18 protein-coding genes are annotated in these 17,656 nt (G+C 70.2%); 4 read left to right on the top strand and 14 right to left on the bottom strand.

What is annotated here, in order from left to right; genetic code table 11:
- Positions 1–10: 10 nt before the first annotated feature.
- The 10 genes from ABZW17_RS29320 to ABZW17_RS29275 are packed head-to-tail and all read right to left on the bottom strand — an operon-like array spanning position 11 to position 10,318.
- Positions 11–1,327 carry a glutamate-1-semialdehyde 2,1-aminomutase gene (locus tag ABZW17_RS29320; RefSeq protein WP_354821188.1) on the bottom strand — a complete coding sequence of 439 codons (1,317 nt, stop codon included), beginning with the start codon at positions 1,325–1,327 and terminating at the stop codon, positions 11–13.
- Positions 1,328–1,335: 8 nt separating this feature from the next.
- Entirely contained in the window at positions 1,336–1,884 is a 549-nt protein-coding gene (rfbC, locus tag ABZW17_RS29315; RefSeq protein ID WP_354821185.1) for a dTDP-4-dehydrorhamnose 3,5-epimerase, read from the bottom strand.
- Complete coding sequence (locus ABZW17_RS29310) at positions 1,881–3,065, bottom strand: polysaccharide pyruvyl transferase family protein (RefSeq protein WP_354821182.1); 1,185 nt, start codon at positions 3,063–3,065, stop codon at positions 1,881–1,883. The genes rfbC and ABZW17_RS29310 overlap by 4 nt, the downstream gene beginning before the upstream one ends.
- Positions 3,062–4,006: a glycosyltransferase family 2 protein gene (locus ABZW17_RS29305; RefSeq protein ID WP_354821179.1), complete on the bottom strand. Its 945-nt coding sequence runs from the start codon at positions 4,004–4,006 to the stop codon at positions 3,062–3,064. The genes ABZW17_RS29310 and ABZW17_RS29305 overlap by 4 nt, the downstream gene beginning before the upstream one ends.
- A 7-nt stretch (positions 4,007–4,013) precedes the next feature.
- Positions 4,014–5,339: a hypothetical protein gene (locus ABZW17_RS29300; RefSeq protein WP_354821176.1), complete on the bottom strand. Its 1,326-nt coding sequence runs from the start codon at positions 5,337–5,339 to the stop codon at positions 4,014–4,016.
- A gap of 5 nt (positions 5,340–5,344) precedes the next feature.
- Positions 5,345–6,625, bottom strand: a complete 1,281-nt coding sequence (locus ABZW17_RS29295) for a DUF4910 domain-containing protein (RefSeq protein ID WP_354821173.1) — start codon at positions 6,623–6,625, stop codon at positions 5,345–5,347.
- A complete protein-coding gene (locus tag ABZW17_RS29290; protein WP_354821170.1) occupies positions 6,625–7,644 on the bottom strand; it encodes an SDR family oxidoreductase in 1,020 nt (339 codons plus the stop codon). The genes ABZW17_RS29295 and ABZW17_RS29290 overlap by 1 nt, the downstream gene beginning before the upstream one ends.
- Positions 7,645–7,648: 4 nt before the next feature.
- A complete protein-coding gene (locus ABZW17_RS29285; RefSeq protein ID WP_354821167.1) occupies positions 7,649–8,296 on the bottom strand; it encodes a PIG-L deacetylase family protein in 648 nt (215 codons plus the stop codon).
- A complete protein-coding gene (locus ABZW17_RS29280; RefSeq protein WP_354821164.1) occupies positions 8,293–9,084 on the bottom strand; it encodes a glucose-1-phosphate cytidylyltransferase in 792 nt (263 codons plus the stop codon). Before ABZW17_RS29280 ends, ABZW17_RS29285 begins: the two co-directional genes overlap by 4 nt.
- A 1-nt stretch (position 9,085) precedes the next feature.
- A complete protein-coding gene (locus ABZW17_RS29275; protein ID WP_354821161.1) occupies positions 9,086–10,318 on the bottom strand; it encodes a class I SAM-dependent methyltransferase in 1,233 nt (410 codons plus the stop codon).
- A gap of 198 nt (positions 10,319–10,516) precedes the next feature.
- On the opposite strand from ABZW17_RS29275, the gene ABZW17_RS29270 reads away from it, so the two are divergent.
- Positions 10,517–10,885, top strand: coding sequence for a YrdB family protein (locus ABZW17_RS29270; protein ID WP_354821158.1), 369 nt, complete (start codon positions 10,517–10,519; stop codon positions 10,883–10,885).
- A gap of 53 nt (positions 10,886–10,938) precedes the next feature.
- Here the strand turns inward: ABZW17_RS29270 and ABZW17_RS29265 are convergent, their stop codons facing one another.
- Both ABZW17_RS29265 and ABZW17_RS29260 read right to left on the bottom strand, forming a co-directional pair.
- Positions 10,939–11,811, bottom strand: a complete 873-nt coding sequence (locus ABZW17_RS29265; protein WP_354821156.1) for an LLM class F420-dependent oxidoreductase — start codon at positions 11,809–11,811, stop codon at positions 10,939–10,941.
- 40 nt (positions 11,812–11,851) lie between these two features.
- The gene (locus ABZW17_RS29260; protein WP_354821154.1) at positions 11,852–12,820 is read right to left on the bottom strand and encodes a YncE family protein; all 969 of its coding nucleotides are present in this window, start codon (positions 12,818–12,820) and stop codon (positions 11,852–11,854) included.
- Between the two features lie 134 nt (positions 12,821–12,954).
- Between ABZW17_RS29260 and htpX the strand changes: the two genes are divergently transcribed.
- The 3 genes from htpX (at position 12,955) to ABZW17_RS29245 (ending at position 15,471) form a co-directional block, all read left to right on the top strand.
- On the top strand, positions 12,955–13,806 hold the full coding sequence (gene htpX, locus ABZW17_RS29255) for a zinc metalloprotease HtpX (protein ID WP_354821151.1): 852 nt from the start codon (positions 12,955–12,957) through the stop codon (positions 13,804–13,806).
- A gap of 67 nt (positions 13,807–13,873) precedes the next feature.
- Positions 13,874–14,884, top strand: a complete 1,011-nt coding sequence (locus ABZW17_RS29250; RefSeq protein ID WP_354821148.1) for a helix-turn-helix domain-containing protein — start codon at positions 13,874–13,876, stop codon at positions 14,882–14,884.
- Between the two features lie 95 nt (positions 14,885–14,979).
- Positions 14,980–15,471, top strand: a complete 492-nt coding sequence (locus ABZW17_RS29245; protein ID WP_354821146.1) for a hypothetical protein — start codon at positions 14,980–14,982, stop codon at positions 15,469–15,471.
- Between the two features lie 2 nt (positions 15,472–15,473).
- Here the strand turns inward: ABZW17_RS29245 and rfbA are convergent, their stop codons facing one another.
- Positions 15,474–16,355, bottom strand: coding sequence for a glucose-1-phosphate thymidylyltransferase RfbA (gene rfbA, locus ABZW17_RS29240; protein ID WP_354821143.1), 882 nt, complete (start codon positions 16,353–16,355; stop codon positions 15,474–15,476).
- Positions 16,356–16,406: 51 nt separating this feature from the next.
- Entirely contained in the window at positions 16,407–17,528 is a 1,122-nt protein-coding gene (locus ABZW17_RS29235; protein WP_354821140.1) for a sialidase family protein, read from the bottom strand.
- Positions 17,529–17,656: the final 128 nt, after the last annotated feature.

The following is a 17,656-nucleotide window of genomic DNA, read 5'->3' as shown; positions in this document are numbered from 1 at the left end:
CGTGCGGCGATCAGGCGTGCTTGCGGAACACGGGCTGCACCGGGCGCCCGCCCATCCACGGCACCGGGTCGTTGGCGTCGAGGGCCTTGCGGTAGACCGTGCAGGCCTGGGAGACGACGTCGATGGTCTTGTCGATGTCCGCTTCGGTGAGCGCGGCGCTGACCACGAAGGACGGTCCGAGCACCCCGCCGCTGATCAGCTCACGCAGGAACAGGGTGCGGTACGGCTGCGAGGGCCTGCCCTGCTCGTCGAGCGTGCCGAAGACCAGGTTGCTGGCCCGGCCGCGGACGACCACGTGGTCCTCGACGCCGATCCCGGCCGCCACCTCGCGGACGCCGGCCGCGAGCCGGTCGCCGAGGGCGTGCAGGCGGCCGATGACGTCCTCGTCGCGGTAGACGTCCATGACCGCCATCGCGGCGGCCAGCGAGTGGGTCTCCGCGCCGTGCGTGGTCGAGAGCAGGAACACCCGCTCGCGGTCGGTGCGCAGGCCGCCGAGCTCCATCAGCTCCCGCTTGCCGGCCAGCGCCGACACGGCGAAGCCGTTGCCGAGCGCCTTGCCGAACGTCGAGAGGTCGGGGGTGACGCCGTAGAGGCCCTGCGCGCCGTGGGCGGACCAACGGAAACCGGTGATCATCTCGTCGAAGACCAGGACGACGCCGTGGCGGGTGGCGAGCTCGCGAAGGCCCTGCAGGTACCCCGGCGGCGGTTCCACCGCCGCGGCCGCCTCCAGGATCATGCACGCGATCTCGCCGTCGTGGCGCTGCAGCAGCTCCTGGGCGGCCTGCAGGTCGCCGTACGGGAAGGACACCACCGCTTCCGTCGTTTCGTCCGGGATGCCCGCGTTCATCGGCGTGGTGCCGATGAACCAGTCGTCGGTCGAGAAGAAAGCGTGGTCGGCGCACTTGGCGACGAGCTTGCGGCCGGTGGCGGCGCGGGCCAGCCGGATCGCGGCGGTCGTGGCGTCGGAGCCGTTCTTGGTGAACTTGACCATGTCGGCCGTCGGCACGTTCTCGAGGAACCGCTCGGCGGCCTCGGCTTCGATGATCGACGGCCGGATGAAGTTGCTGCCCCTGTCCAGCTCGCCCCGCACCGCTTCGACGACCCGCGGGTGGGCGTGGCCGAGGCTCACGGCTCTCAGGCCGGCGCCGTACTCCACGTACTCGTTGCCGTCGACGTCCCAGACGTGGCCGCCGCGGCCGTGGGAGATGACCGGGGCCATCCCTTCGGGATACTGGTCCGAGCCTTTGGCGTAGGTGTGCGCACCCCCGGGGATGACCCGGTGCAGCCGCTCGTTCGCCTCCGTGGAGCGGGGCAGGTTCGTTCCCATGTCTTGGCTCACCTCGTTGGTTTGAACGCCTCTCCGAGAGTCGGCGCCCGTTCATCCCGGTCGCTGACCATTGTGACTGACAGTGGCCAGGAAATGTCCAATTCAGGGTCTTTGTACGAAATCGTAATATCATCTTCAGGATCGTGCGCCCGATCGATACGGTACGAAACGTCCGAAGGATCTGTGAGTGACTGGAATCCGTGCGCACACCCCGCGGGGATGTACACGGAGACCTGGGTGTCACCCGAAAGTTCGAATGTTTTGATGTTCCGGAACGTCGGCGAACCCGGTCGGAGATCCACCACGACGTCGAAGACCGCGCCGTGCGAACACCGCACCAGCTTCGCCTCGCCGGCCCCGCCGCGCAGGTGCATCCCGCGGACGACCCCCTTGCGGGAGCGGGACACGCTGTCCTGGACGAAGCCGTCCGGGTCGATGCCCACCGACGCGACGACGTCGCGGTCGAACGTCCGGCTGAAGAAGCCGCGCTGGTCCGTGTGCGGGGTGGGTTCGAACAGGTACGCGCCGTCGATCTCGGGCACCGGAATCGCCTTCATCGCGCACCCCCGAAGAGGGCCGCCGAAAGAGCGGCGAACTGGTCCTTGAGGCGTTGCGCGTTCATCTGGTTCCGTTCCAGGAGCGTCTGGCGAAGTTCTGCCGAACGGTTCTCGAGTTCCGTGAATTGTTCGACGAGCCGGTCGAAGGAGACGGTCTTGGCCCGCTGGGTGAAGCCGTCGAGGCCCATCTCCGCCATGAGGACGTCGTTCTTCGGCGCGTACCCGATCGCCACGGTCGGTTTCGCGACCTTCAGGGCGCAGAGCACGTTGTGGTAGCGCGTGGCCACCACGCTGTCCACCGCGGCCATCTCGTGCATCAGCTCGTCCAGGGTCTCCGCCGAAGCCGCCGTCACCAGCGGGGAATCGGTGCTCTCGATGATCTCGTCGACGACCTGCCGGTCGATCCGGTCACCGATGAACAGCCGGACGGGTCTGCCCTGGTCAACGAGCCAGGCGACGAAACGGTTCATCGTGTCCGCGTAGTGGCGGTAGATGCGGTCGGCGTCGGCCCGGTCGTCGTTGCCGCCGTAGTAGGCCATCACGCCGACGCCGACGGTGCCGGGCCTGCCCTCGGCGGCCGGCGTGGGGAGGGAGAACGCCAGGTCGGGGTAGACCTGGTCGGCACTCGTGTCGACGCCCATGGCGCGCATGGCGTCGCGTGAGATGTCGTCGCGGTAGGAGCGGTAGGCGGCGAGCCGGCCGGACCAGCGGACCAGCGTCCGCGTGGCCCGGGCGCTGATGTGGTTCGCGCCGACGCAGACGAGCGCCACCTTGGTGCCGAAGAGGCGCCCGGTGGCGGAAAGGAGGAAGAGCGAATACGGGAAACCCCAGGGACGCAACGGAAGCGTCGCTTCGAGGACGCCCATGCCGGGCACGATGACGACGTCCTGCTGCCGGACCCAGGCCGCGGTGCGCGCGATGTCGACCAGCTTGCCGAAGCCCTTGAGGGCGACCGAGCGCAGGCCGGACGCCGTCTCGTACTCGGACTGGTTCCAGTGCAGGGGCGTCGCGTCGAGGCCGTAGCGCTCGCGGACGAGCTCCGGGCCGCCGACCAGGGCGCCCAGCTTCGCGTCCGGGTATTCGGCGCGCAGGTAGCCGAGCACGGCTTCGAGGGAACCGTCGTTGCCGAGGTTCCCCGAGCCGAGCAGCCCGAACACGCCGACGCGTGGCGCACGCTTCACGCGAGCCTGCCTTCCCGGCCGGCCACGATCTCGTTGACCGTGGCGACGTCGGAGGCGGTCGGCGCGCGGTCTTCGACGCGCTCGCCGTGGCCGGACCGGGCCCGGTTGGTCAGCCAGGCGCCGAGGTGGCCGAAGCACTCGCGCTTGTCGGCGGCCGAGATCGGCGCGCGGCGGATCAGGTCCGCGAACCCGTAGACGTACTCGCCGAGCAGGCGGACGGTGGGATTCCGGAGCCGGTTCGCGCGCCGCGGGTCCAGATTCGCGCACCGGCTCCGGATGGTCGGGTTGGCCCGTTCCGCGCGGCCGGGGTGGTCGCGGCGGAAGTAGAGCAGCTCGGGCACCTGGTGGAACGGGCCGTGCAGGGCCATCTCCGCCGAGTACGTGCGGTCGGCGTGGTGGTAGCTGTCGAGCGGCTTGACGCGGCGGAGGGCGTCGGCGCGGATGACGCCGTAGAAGTCGTCGCCGCCCGGCTCGAACAGGATGCTGCGGAAGCGGTCCGGCGCGTGCCGGGACGCGGTGTCCAACGTGTACTGGAGGGGCTGGACGATGCGGCCGTCGCCGTCGATGATCGCCTGGTCGCAGTGGGCCAGGATGACGTCCGGGCGCTCGTCGAGGGCCTCGACGCACCGCTTGAGCAGGTCGCGGGCGTACAGGTCGTCGTGGGACACCCACTTGAAGAGCTCGGTGCGGGAGACGTCGAACACGAAGTTGTGGTTCGGCGTCGCACCGATGTTCTTCGGCTGGCGGACGTAGCGGATCCGCGAGTCCTTCTCGGCGTAGCGGCGGCAGATCTCGTCGGTGCCGTCCGTGGAGGCGTTGTCCGAGATGATCAGCTCGAAGTCCTCGAAGGTCTGGCCGAGCAGGGCGTCCAGCGACTCGGCGAGGTACTCCTCGCCGTTGTACACCGGGAGGCCGAGGCTCAGCCGCGGGACGGTGGTCATGGAGTCCTCATTCCTTGATCGGCTCTTTGATCGGCTCGAACACGACGGTGGGCTCGTCGGCGCCCGGCGGCACGTAGTCGCGCAGCCCGAGGCGCAGCTGGAACCACCAGACGACGGAGCCGCCGAGGGTGGCCGTCGCGACGCCCCACGCGGACCCGGCCGCGCCGCCGAGGAACGCGCCGGTGATGCCGAAGGTGACGTAGAACAGGGAGGCGATCAGCTGCGAGCGCAGGCTCCGCTTGGCCGCGCCGAGCGCGCGCAGACCCGCCGCCGCGCCGGTGGCGAAGCTCGCGCCGACCACGGCCAGGGTGACCGGGAGGATCAGCGGGGACGACGAGTCCCACACCGAGCCCATCACCCAGCGGCCGGCGCTGTCGGGCACCAGGAGCAGCAGGCCGAGGCCCCAGCACAGGGCGGCGCCCGCCTGGCCGCCGCCGAGGATCATGCAGAAGTGCTTCAGCCGGTGCGGGGCCCGCTGGAGCACGCGCGCGCCCTCGGCCACGGTGACCAGGGACAGCCCCATGAGCAGGGCCAGGAACGGCCCGAGGAGCTGCTCGGCCCCGCGGACCGCGCCGACGGCGGTGATGCCGGCGATGGCGCCGAGGCCGTACGCGCGCAGCTGGGACGCGCCGCTGTTGCTGACGTTCTCGACGAGGTAGCGGACGCTCAGGTCGCGCTGGGACCGGAGCCAGCCGGCCAGCTCGCGCGGGTGCGGCAGGATGCCGGTCTGGAACCAGCCGTAGACCGCGGCGAGCGCGGCCGCGATGCCCCAGGCGAGGATGAACGCGACGACCGTCCCGGCCCGGCCGGCCACGAACAGGGCCGGGACCAGGGCGATGCCGCACACCAGGTCGTTGAGGAACGCCTTCTTGCCCTGACCGCGGGCGAAGAACGCGAAGCGCCAGGCGTCCTGGAGCAGCAGGCCGGGCAGCACGGCGGCGAGCGCGACGAACGCGCTGCCGAGCGGGCCGCCCGCGGCCAGCCCGGCGACCAGGCTGATCAGCCCGGTCACGCAGCCCACGCCGATCGCGGTGCCCGACGCGCTCGCCACGCCCGAGCGCCACCGGTCCTCCGGCACGGCGCTGAACCGCACCATCAGCGGGTCGGTGGCCAGGCCGCGCGAGACGTTGAGCACCACGCCGTAGCTGACCCAGGCGAGGCTGAAGATGCCGAAGGCGAACGTGCCGAGCGAACGGGCCACGTACAGCCCCACGGCGAAGTTGGTCAGGCTGGACACCGCCTGGTCGCCGAGGCCCCAGCTGAGCCGTCCGGCCATCGCGCGCACCGCGCCCGATCGGAAGATCGAGCGCGGTGCACGGCGGTGGTTGGCCACGTCGCTCACTCCTTGACCAGACCGGCGTCGTGCAGGGCGCGGGCGGCGACGTCGACGATGTCGAAGGGCAGGCCGGCGCGCTCGGCGATGTCCAGGAGCGAGTGCGAACCGTCGGAGAGGTTGAGCACCCACAGCATCGCCATCTGGGCCTGCTTGGCGTCGCTGCGGCCGCCGAGGGAGTCGTACAGCCCGCGCTTGCCGAGCTGCGGCTCGCCGTACGGGCTGAGGTTGACGTACCGGCGGTTGCGGTCCAGGACGCCGAAGGCGTCTCGAAGCGCGCCGAGCGTGTCCTCCATGGCCGCGGGCGAGACGAAACCCGGGTTGTCGGCCGAGGTGTGGTACTCGGGGTAGCCCGCGTACGGCGTGCGCGTCAGCGAGCCGACGCCCAGGTTGAAGCCCGGCGAGCAGAACTGGCGCTCGTCGTAGCCGTACGGCGAGAAGTCGACGACTCGATGCTCCCGCGAGCGCAGCACGTGCTGCACCACGCGGTCGATCTCGGCGTCGTCGCGGCGGGACTTCTTGTACGTCAACGAACCGGTGTCGCCGGCACAGGCCAGCACGAGGCCGTGCCGCACCTTCTCGATCCGGGAAGCGTTGCGCGCCAGCCAGGTGATCGAGCCGATCGTCCCCGGCATGAACAGGAACCGGTAGGTGTAGTGCGGCTGCGAGAGAGCCAGCTGCTGGGCCAGCGAGATGGCCACCGCGATGCCGGCCAGGTTGTCGTTCGCCAGCGACGGGTGGCACACGTGGCAGGACACGATGACCTCGTCGGTGACCCGGCCGGGCACGACGTGCTCGGCGTAGGTCAGCGAACCGTCGGCCAGCGTCGAGTCGATGACGACGTCGTAGTCGCCGTCGGGGAGCGCGTCGAGCTTCTCCTGGGCGAGGCAGAAGCCCCAGGCCGGGGCGTAGTAGCTGGTCCGGTAGGGCACCCACGACGGCTGGTCGGGCAGCGTGTGCAGGTGCTCCCGCAGCTCGCTCAAGGGCATCCGCTGCCGCACCGGGACGCTGTACCCGACGACGTGCAGGTTCGACTCCCGGAAGTCGATCACGCGCTCGCCGGACGGCGTGGCGACGTACGCGTCCCGGATGTTCCACTCCTGCGGGATCGTCCAGTCCAGCACCGCCGTGCCGGTCGGGACCTCGTGCCGCTCCAGGGAAATGTGCTCGCCGATGATGTCCAGGGTCTGCCGCACGCCGTCGCCGGTGATGCTGCGGCAGATCGGGTACAGCCGCTCGACCAGGGCGTGCAGTTCCGCCCCGGTCCGCAGCTGCGGGGCCGCCACTAGTGCCGCCGGAGGGTGTCGTCGACGCGGCCGGCTTCGCCCTCGCTCTTCAGCCAGGCGAGCCGGGTGAACAGCTGCTGGAACGACTCCCGGGTCAGCCCGAACTTGCGGTAGGCCTCGATGAGCTCGACGGCGCCGTCCTTGACCGACCACTCGCAGGCGAAGCCCGGGATGGCCTCGCGGAAGCGCGAGAAGTCGACGCGGTACGAGCGCGGGTCGGCGCCCGCCTCGCCGGTGATGTTGAGCGTCGAGCCCGGCACGGCCTCGACGACCTCCTGGGCGATTTCGGCGACGGTGACGTTGTTGTCCTCGGTGCCGATGTTGAACGCCTTGTTGTGCACGGCCTCCTTCGGCGCCGTCAGGGCCGCCGTGAACGCGCGCGCGATGTCCTGGGCGTGCACCAGCGGCCGCCACGGCGTGCCGTCCGACAGCACCAGGACCTCGCCGGACAGGTGCGCGTGCGCGGTCAGGTTGTTCAGCACGATGTCGCCGCGCAGCCGCGGCGAGTAGCCGAACGCCGTCGCGTTGCGCATGTACACCGGCGTGAAGTCGTCGTCGGCGAGCTCGTGGACGTCGGCCTCGACGCGCACCTTCGACTCCGCGTACGGCGTCACCGGCCGCAGCGGGGCGTCCTCGTCGACCAGGTTGTCGCCGCCCGCGCCGTACACCGAGCAGGTCGACGCGTAGAGGTACCGCCCGACGCCGGCCTCCTTCGCCAGCTTCGCGAGCTTCACCGACGCGTGGTGGTTGATGTCGTAGGTCAGCTCCGGCGCGAGCGAGCCCAGCGGGTCGTTCGACAGCGCGGCCAAGTGGATCACCGCGTCGAAGCCCTCGACGTGCGAAAGCGTGACGTCCCGCAGGTCGACGACGTGGCCGGCCGGGTCGGCGGGGGCGGGCCCGAGCAGGCACTCCTCGAACAGCCCGGAGTCCAGGCCGACGACTTCGTGGCCGGCGGCGGCGAGCACCGGGGCCATCACCGTCCCCAGGTAGCCCTTGTGCCCCGTCAGCAACACCCGCATCGGATCAGCCCTTCAGATCTAGAGTGAGTTTCTTGACGAAAAACGCTTCGGCGTACTTCGCGGCGGCTTCGATCCCGCGGATCCGGGCCAGCCCGAGGAACGCCTCGCGGTCGTACCAGGGCCGGTGCCGCTGCGACGCGTAGTGCTCCTGCAGCAGCCGGACCTTGGCCTCGGCGACGTCGTCGTCGAGCGGCTGGTACACCGACGGGCTGCCGAGGTCGCCGTCCCACTTGACGATCTCGTAGCCCAGCGCGAGGTGGTCGCGGAAGGCCGTCGGCACCAGCTTGGCCAGGCCGCGGTGGTCCTGGTGGGCGTCGTCGGTGCGCGGCGCCAGGATGACGTCCGGGTCGGTCCGCCGCCGCAGCTCCTCCAGGGCGTTCTTGGCCTCTTCCCAGTGCGCCGGGAACCGCCCGTCCGGCAGCTTCAGCACCGTGACGTCGAGCTGCGCGCCCGGGCAGAACGCCGCCAGCGCCGCCCGCTCCTCGTCCTCGCGGGGCGTGCCGCCGCCGGAGAGGACCAGCGCGTCGACCTTCAGGCCCGGCCGCGACGCGCACAGCGTCAGCAGGGTCCCGCCGGCGCCGATCGCGATGTCGTCGCAGTGCGCGCCGAGGGCGACGACGCCGCCGAGCCGTCCCGGCCGCAGCCCGATCACGCGGTGCTCGCGACGGGCCGCTCCCAGAGGGCCCAGGGCTTCTCGCCGTGCGTGTACGCGTTGTCGAGGGCCGCGCGCTCCTTGACCGTGTCGGTCGGCTTCCAGAAGCCGCGGTACGGGTAGGCCAGGAGCCGGCCGCGCTTGGCCAGCTCGCCGCAGCCGTCGGCGACCAGGTCGCCGTTCTCCGGGATGTGGTCGAACACCTCCTGGCGGAGCACGAAGTACCCGCCGTTCTCCCACAGCGGCATTTCGCTGACCGCGGTGATCGAGCCGACCATGCCACCCTCGTCCATCTCCACGCAGTGGAACGACGACTGCGGCGGCACGACCATCATCGACGCACCCGCGTCGGTGTTGGAGAACCGCTCGATCATGTCGGGCAGCGGGACGTCGGACAGCACGTCGGCGTAGTTCGCGAGGAACATCTCGTCGCCGTCGAGGTAGTCGCGGACGCGGCGCAGGCGTTCACCGATCGGCGACTCGATGCCGGTCTGGACGAAGGTGATCGTCCAGTCGGCGATGTCGGTCGAGAGGAGCTCCGCCTGCCCGTTGCGCAGGACGAAGTCGTTGGAAATGGTTTCCTGGTAGTTCAGGAAGAAGTTCTTGATGTGCGCCGCGCCGTAGCCGAGGCACAGGATGAATTCGGTGTGGCCGAAGTGCGCGTAGTAGCGCATCACGTGCCAGATGAGCGGTCTCGGACCGACCATCGCCATCGGCTTGGGGACGTCGTCGGCCGCGCCGTTGCGCATCCGCATCCCGTAGCCACCGCAGAAGAGAACGACCTTCACTTCACTGCACCTCGACGATTTCCAGGTGGGGGATCGGGAACACGAGCTTGCCGCCCCACGCCCCGATGTAGGAGAGCTGTCCGGTCAGTTCCTCCCGGAGGTTCCACGGGAGGACGAGCACGTAGTCGGGCCGGTCGGCTTCGATCCGTTCCGGCGGCAGCACCGGGATGCGCGTGCCCGGGGTGAACCGGCCGTGCTTGTACGGATTGCGGTCGACCGTGTACTGCAGCAGGTCCGTCCGGATGCCGCAGTGGTTCAGCAGGGTGTTGCCCTTGCCCGGGGCGCCGTAGCCGACGACGGTCTTGCCGTCGTTGCGCGCCTCGATGAGGAACTTCAGCAGGTCCAGCCGCACGCGGGTGACGCGCTCGGCGAACTCGGTGTACCCGGACAGCTCGTGCAGCCCGGCGGCCTTTTCGCGCTCCAGGACGTCGGTCATCCGCTCGCTGGGCTCGCCCGCGACTTCGGCGGGACGCGCCCACAGCCGGATCGACCCACCGTGCGTCGGCACGAGCTCGACGTCGACCACGGTCAGGCCGCCGGTCGCGAGGGCCCGGCGCGCGGATTCGACCGTGTAGTACTGGAAGTGCTCGTGGTAGATCGTGTCGTACTGGTTCTTTTCGATCAGCGTGAGCAGGTGCTGGACCTCGATGGAGACCCAGCCGTCGTCCGCGACCAGGGCGCGCAGGCCCTTGGTGAAGCCGAGGACGTCGGGGATGTGCGCGTAGACGTTGTTCGCGGCCACGAGGTCCGCGGGCCCGTGCTCCTCGCGCACCTTCAGGCCGGTTTCCTCGGAGAGGAAGGCCGTCAGGGTGGGCACGCCGGCGTCGCGCGCCGCCTGCCCGACGTTCACCGAAGGTTCCACGCCCAGACACCGGATCCCGTGCCCGACGACGTGCTTGAGCAGGTACCCGTCGTTGCTCGCCACCTCGACGACGAACGACTTCTCGCCCAGCCCGAGCCGCTCGACCGCGCCGTCGACGAAGCGCTTCGCGTGCTCGACCCACGACGTCGAGAAGGACGAGAAGTACGCGTACTCGGTGAAGGTGTCGTCGGGGTCGATCAGCGGCGGGATCTGGGCCAGCCAGCAGTCGGTGCAGACCTTCAGGTGCAGCGGGAAGGTGGCTTCCGGCTCGTCGAGCTGCTCCGCCGTCAAAAATCGCTCACATGGGGGAGTCGCGCCGAGGTCGACGACGCCGGCCGTGTTTGTCGAACCGCAGAGTCGACATGTGGTCATCTACCAGGCTCCTTGGCTCGCGGTCGCGATATGCACCTGACACGTCGACCGGCGCCGGAAGGTCGTTACAGCGACGCGGGAGCGGCTGGTGGACCGATTCGGAACCGCAACCTGAATGGCCTAAGTGTGGTCAGGATCACCATCTGTGCCCGACCGTACCCGTAACGTCCACTGTGGACGCGGTCCTAGGCTGGCGGGATGACTTCGGAGCCGACTCCCCGCCTGAGCGGGGTCGCGGGCGTGGTGCTGACGGTCCGCTTCCTGACCGAGCTGGCGCTCCTGGGCGGTTTGGCCATGGCCGGCACCCAGCTCGGGAGCGGCGTGGTCCTGGCGATCGTCGACGCCGTCCTGCTGCCGGTGGCGGCGGCCGCGCTCTGGGGCCTGTTCATCGCGCCGCGAGCCCGCCGCCGGCTCCCGGAACCGGCCCGGTTCCTGCTGGAGTTCGCGCTCTTCGCGGTGACCGGCGTGGTGCTCGCGCTGGTGGGCTGGCTGGTTGCGGGCATCGCGGTGGCCGTCGTGGGAATCGGCGTAGCGGCGCTGACCCGGGTGGTCGCCAAGGACGGCTGAAAAGCCGTGAAGGCCACCTCGCGGTGGCCTTCACGAACTCGCGGAGGTGCGGGTCAGAACTTTTCGGCCGCCGGGATCACGTCGGCGGCGAACTTCTCCAGGATCGCCGGGTTGTGCACGTGCGGGACCATGCCCAGGGCCACGTGGATGCCCAGGCCGTTCAGCCGCTCCAGCTCGGCGACCAGCTCGCCCGCCTTCTCGCCGTGCTCGCCGACGTCGAGGATGTGGTAGACGGTCTTGGTGATCGAGTCGTAGTCGCGGCCCTCGTTCTCGCAGTGCTGCCGCAGCACGTCGAGCTTGCGCTCCAGCTCCGGGCCGTTGAACAGGTTGCACTGGTCGGCGTACTTGGCGACCAGCCGCAGCGTCTTCTTCTCGCCGCCGCCCCCGATCATGATCGGCGGCCGCGGCTTCGACAGCACCTGCGGCACGTTCAGCAGCCGGGAAGCGTCGAAGTGCTTGCTCTTGAAGGGCGCGTCGCCGTCGGCCCACATCTGCAGCACGTACTGGAGGTTCTCCTCCAGCAGTTCGAACCGCTCGGCCACCGGCGGGAACGGGAAGCCGAGCCCGCGGGACTCGTCCTCGTTCCAGCCCGCGCCGATGCCGAGGATCGCGCGGCCGCCCGAAAGCACGTCCAGCGTCGTGACCGCCTTGGCCAGCAGGCCGGGGTGCCGGTAGAGGACGCCGGTGACGACGGTGAGCAGCTTGGCGCGTTCGGTGTGCGCCGCGATGAAGCCGAGGGTGGTGTACGCCTCGAGCATGTCGTTTTCGACCGGGCCGACGCCGCCGATCTGGAAGAAGTGGTCCATGACGGCGATCGAGTCGAAGCCGGCCTGGTCGCCCGCGCGGACGACGGCGGCCAGGTCGGCGCCCAGTGCGGACGCCCCGTTCGGCCAGGTGAAGTCGGGGATCTGCAGTCCGAGTTTCATGCTTCCCGACCGTATACCTGGAGCTGCCCCAGCTGCGGAGTCAGAAGTCGCGGACCACGAAGACGCGGCCGTGCAGGGGATCGGTGACCCACACCGCGCGCGTGCGCTGGTCGACGGCGACGTCGCCGGGGTTGACGCCCAGCGCCAGCTCGCCGCTCAGCGCGCCCGCGGTGCCGTCGACGCGGGTGAGCCCGTTCTGGCCGCCGTTGGTGTACACCGTGTTCGTGCCCTGGTGCACGGCGATGGCGGAGGATTCGCTGCGCAGCAACACGGTCTTGCGTTCGGCGTGCGTGACGGAGTCCACAATGGACATGTGGTGGATGCCGGAGTTCGCGACGTAGACCGTGCCGCTCGCGTGGTGCACCGCGACGGCGGTCGGGTTGCGCCCGACCTTGACCGATGCGACGAACTCGCCGGAGTCGATCGAGAACACCTCGACCGAGTCGGTGGTGGTGCTCGCGCAGTGGGCCAGCTTGCGGCCGGGGTCGACGCCGATCCCGGTGAGGCTCGGTTTCGGGCCGGGCACGAGCGCGGCCAGCGTGCAGCTGATGCCGTCGAGCACGGCGAGCGTGCCGGTTCGGCCGCTCACGGCGTAGACGCGGTCGGCCTCCTCGTCGACCGCCAGCGCCGACGCGCCGGCGCCCGCGCCGACCACGCTGACCAGGTCGTGGGTGCGGCCGTCCAGCACCACCACGGTGCCCCCGGGCGGGTTCGCGACGTAGATCCGGCCCGCTTTCGCGTCGACCGCCACGTCACCGGGCTCGCCGCCGACGTGGACCACGTCGACGACCGACGCGCTGCGCGGATCGAGCACGGCCAGCGTCCCGGCCTGGGGATCGGTGACGTACCCGAGCCCGGTGACCGGGTTCACCGCGACCCCGGCCGGCGCCCCGCCGACGTCGATGGACCGGACGTCCGCCGCGCGCGCCGTGCCGGGCACAACGAGGGCGCCGGCGCCCGCCGTGACCAGCGCGAACAGCGTCCTCCGGGCTAGCCGGCGGCCTGGCATCGGCGCCTCCGCTCCTGATCAGCTCCTCGTTCGAGGGTAACCCGCGCCATCCCCACCCGAAGGAACTTCGCGTCCCCCGATCGCGTTGTTTCCACTGGGTAAACCACGGCGAAGGCGGACGGAGGCGAACGGGCGTGCACGGGCACCAGAACGGACTCAAGACGGCGATGCTGCTCGGCCTGCTGTCGGCGATCATCATCGCGATCAGCGGGCTCTTCGGCCGCGGTGCCCTGGTCATCGGCCTGGTCATCGCGCTCGGGATGAACGCGTTCGCCTACTTCAATTCGGACAAGATGGCGCTGCGCGCGATGCGGGCGCGGCCGGTGTCCGAGGTCGAGCAGCCCGCGATGTACCGGATCGTCCGCGAGCTCGCGCAGGTCGCCCGCCAGCCGATGCCGCAGCTCTACATCAGCCCGACGGTCGCGCCCAACGCCTTCGCCACCGGCCGCAGCCCGCGGCACGCCGCCGTGTGCTGCACCACCGGCATCCTCGACCTGCTCGACGAGCGCGAGCTGCGGGCCGTCCTCGGCCACGAGCTGTCCCACGTCTACAACCGCGACATCCTGATCTCCTGCGTCGCCGGCGCACTGGCCAGCGTGATCAGCGTGCTCGCGAACATCGGCCTGTTCTTCGGCGGCAACAACCGCGACGGGAACCCGCTGCTCAGCCTGCTGCTGATCTTCGTCGGCCCGATCGCGGCGGCTGTCATCCGGATGGGCGTGAGCCGGTCGCGGGAGTACCAGGCCGACGCGTCCGGGGCCGAGCTGACCGGCGACCCGCTGGGCCTGGCCTCGGCGCTGCGGAAGCTGGAGGCCGGCACGCGGGCGCGGCCCCTGGTCGCCGAGCCGCAGCTGGTGTCGCAGTCGCACCTGATGATCGCGAACCCGTTCCGCCCGGGCGAGGGCCTGAGCAAACTGTTCTCGACCCACCCGCCGATCGCCGACCGCATCGCCCGGCTCGAGGAAATGGCGCGCCGGCAGTTCTGAGCCCGTAGCACTTCGGCGCCCGGCGGCGATTCCCCACTGACGGTGGGATCGCTCAGGGGGAGAGCCGATGAACGTCGAGGGGTCGCTGCGCATCCATTTCACGTCCGAAGACCTGGGCCGGCTGCGGCTCGCGGGGGCGACGGACTGGCTGTGGGAAGTGGTGCTGAGCCTGCACGTGCTGCAGAACCGGCAACCGGACCTGGTGTTCGGCCGCTGGCGGCAGCAATCGGCTTCCACGGTTTCGCCGGACCTCGCCGGCTTTCTCAACGCGGTCAATCCCTGCGCCCGCTACTTCCCGGACTTCCTCACACCGGTGACCCGCACGGGGGATATCGCCGCCGGGATCGACGCGGTGCGGTGCACACCACGGACGCAGTTTTCCGTTCAATTGACGGAACTGGCGAGGACGCGGGTGCTGCCGCCCAGCGTGCAGCAGCTTTCCACCGGGGACAAGGACGCGGTCGCGCACGCTTGCCGGGCGTTGCGCAGCTATTACGACACCGCGATCGCCCCGTTCCGGCCGCGGATCGACCGCCGGCTGGCGGAGGTCCGCGCCGGGTACGCCCGGACCATGGCCACCGGTGGCAGCGAGGCGTTGCTGCGGTCGCTCGCGCCCGGCTGCGACTGGCGTCCGCCGCTGCTGGTGGCCCGCTATCCGCACGACGCCGACCTGCACCTCGACGGCCGGGGACTGCTGCTCATCCCGTCCTTCTTCTGCGTCCGCACGCCCGTCACGCTCGTCGACCGCGAGCTGCCGCCGGTGCTGGTCCTGCCGGTCCGGCACGATCCGCGCTGGGTCTCCGGCGGCCCGTGCGCGGCGGGCGGCGGCACGCTCGGCGAGCTGCTCGGGGACACCCGGGCCCGCATCCTCGACCTCGCCGGGACCGACGCGCTCGCCACCGGGACCATCGCCGGGAGGCTGCGGATTTCGGCGCAGACCATCAGCTACCACACGAGGATCCTGCGTGACGCCGGCCTGATCACCAGCCACCGTGAAGGCGCTTCGGTGGTGCACCACCTCACGCCCATGGGCCTCGCCCTGCTGAACGGCCTGCCGACCCCGGTCCGGCACTGGTGACGGACTACGAACCTGGTCGAAATGTCTGGTGCCGGCCGGGTGCGTGGTGAGGATCGAGCTGTCCGTTACGACACCTCGACGATGGGGAGAAGTCCATGGTGAAACATCGGCCGATCGCCGTTCTGCTCAGTCTGGCCGCCGGTTTGCTGCTGGCGGTGGGGCTGGTGGCACCCGCATCCGCGGCGACCCTCCGGAGCCAGGCCTGCACGATCGAAGCCACCGCGTACGTCCAGCAGGGGAACACGAACGTCGTCACGGCGGCGCGCACCACGTGCCGCACCGCCCAGGCGGCGCCCGATTCGGTGGCCGCGAACGTGCACGTCGGCTACGGGTGCCGGGACAGCAACTTCGAAGGCACCTGCTGGTGGTTCGATGTGGCGAGCCCCGGCTGCTCGGGCGGCCGGACCTGGACGTGGAGCAGCATCACGCAGAACAACGTCCTGTCGTCCTGGGAGGCCGTCGGGACCTGCAGCCATGGCATCCTCTACGACCTGCCCGGCCCGGGTGGCGCCAGCATCACCTGCTACACGTGCTACGGGCTCGGCAGCATGAACGACAAGACCTCGGCGCTGCGGGTCTACCCGTAACGCTAGGCCGAAGCTCCCGCCGCTACGGCGACTGCCTTGACGTAGTCGCCGTAGCCGGACTTCGCGAGCTTCTCGCCCAGCGCGTAGCACTCGTCGGCGCTGATGAAACCCATGCGCAGGGCGATTTCCTCGAGACACGCGATGCGCACGCCGGTCCGGTGTTCCAGCACCTGCACGAACTGGCCGGCTTCGAGCAGCGAGTCGTGCGTGCCGGTGTCGAGCCAGGCGAACCCGCGGCTGAGCTCGACCAGCGTCGCGCGGTCCTGGCGCAGGTAGGTGAGGTTGACGTCGGTGATCTCGAGCTCACCGCGCGCCGACGGCTTCAGCGCGCGCGAGATGTCGACGACCTCGTTGTCGTAGAAGTACAGCCCGGTGATCGCCTTGTTGGAGCGCGGCTTCGCGGGCTTTTCTTCGATGGTGCGCAGTTTGCCCGACTCGTCGACCTCGCCGACGCCGTAGCGCTCGGGGTCCTTGACGGGGTAGCCGAACAGGACGCAACCGTCGAGTTCGCGCACGGCCTGCTGCAGGCGGCCGGAGAACCCCTGGCCGTAGAAGATGTTGTCGCCGAGGACGAGGGCCACGTCGTCGTCGCCGATGAAGTCCGCGCCGATCACGAACGCCTCGGCCAGGCCGTTGGGGCTGGGCTGCTCGGCGTAGGAGAACGAGACGCCGAACTGGCTGCCGTTGCCCAGCAGCCGGCGGAACATCGGCAGGTCGGTGGGGGTGGAGATGACGAGGATCTCGCGGATCCCGGCCAGCATCAGCACCGAGATCGGGTAGTAGACCATCGGCTTGTCGTAGACGGGGAGCAGCTGCTTCGACACCGCCTGGGTGATCGGGTGCAGACGTGTGCCGCTGCCTCCGGCCAGCACGATGCCCTTCATGGACGGCCTCCCTCTCTTCGGCGAACTCGGGCCTCACCCTACGGGCCGCCGCTAGAAGCCGGATCCCTTACCGAAGTAGGCCTTGCACCCCGAATCGTCCTCGGTGGCGATCTCGAGCACGTTCCGGCCGTCGTCGACGGGCAGCAGCGTCGAGGAGTAGTTGGGGCAGAAGTTGTTGTAGATGCCGGTGATGTGCACGGGAGCGGGCAGCTCGTACCAGTTGCCGCTGCCGAAATCGTCGTTCGCGAGCAGCACCTGCCCGTTCTGCGGCTGCGGCCGGCCTCGGGCGTCGGTGTAGATCTGCCCGACCATGACGATCCGCACCCCGTTCGGCCCGCCGGGGAAAAGGGCGATGGTTTGCGCATGCTGGAAGTAGTTGCCGGCCGCGGTGTCCACCCGGGTGCCGGGGTCGGCGGGGTCGCCCCAGTTGGCGCCGTCGGCGGAGATCCGGAAGTACGGGTCGCAGTAGCGGTCGCGGAAGTTGCAGATTTCGTAGGCGAAGTAGTAGCGCCCGTCGGGCAGCCGCCGGACGATCGGCATGCCGGGCCGCACGCGGTCCGGCGGGATGGCCACGGTGAGCTGTTTGGTGCCCCAGGTCACCCCGTCGGTGGAGGCGACCCGGTTCAGCACCTGCGCGTACTTCGGCGCCTGCGTCTCGTCGGCGAAGTGGAGCCAGAGCGTGCCCCCGGCGTCGACGGTGAACTCGGGTTCCCAGATGCCGTCGATGTTGTGCGAACGCGCGGCCTCGGACAGGAAGGTCCAGGAGTGGCCACCGTCCTTGCTGGCCCAGACCCGGATCCCGACCCGGCGCTGAGCCCCGGCGTCCTGTCGGTAGGACGCGGCCCACAGCAGCGTGCCGGCGCGGAGTTCGCCGACGCGTTCGGGCAGCTCGAAGACGGTCCCGCAGCACATCCCGGCCCGCCCGTCCGGGTCGCGGATCGCCCCGATCCGGTGAAAGGACTCGCCTTCGTCGGTGCTCTCGAGCACCGGGGTGAACTTCCCGCCGGCGTCTTCGCTGGTCAGCGTGGCAATGATGGGCCCGGTGTGAAGGCGGATGAGCCGTGGATAGGCCCCGAAGCCGGGGACGAGCAGGTGCCGTTCGGCAGCACGGGCGGGCGTGAGGAGCGAGGCGACGGCGGTGAGCGAAAGCACGACAGCGAGCCAGCGACGCATCCCTCGACCCTCCTCGGTGACTGCGCGATTACAACACGCTGATGAGGACGGTGATCACGTCCGCACACGCGCGTCCGGGTGACGTAACGCGGCGGCTCCGGGTGTCGAAAGATCACCGGGGCCACTTG

The sequence above is a fragment of the Amycolatopsis sp. NPDC004625 genome, from assembly GCF_040609695.1.
Classification (GTDB): domain Bacteria; phylum Actinomycetota; class Actinomycetes; order Mycobacteriales; family Pseudonocardiaceae; genus Amycolatopsis.
Note: the sequence above shows the minus strand (reverse complement) of the source record. Positions and strands in the feature narration are given on the sequence as shown.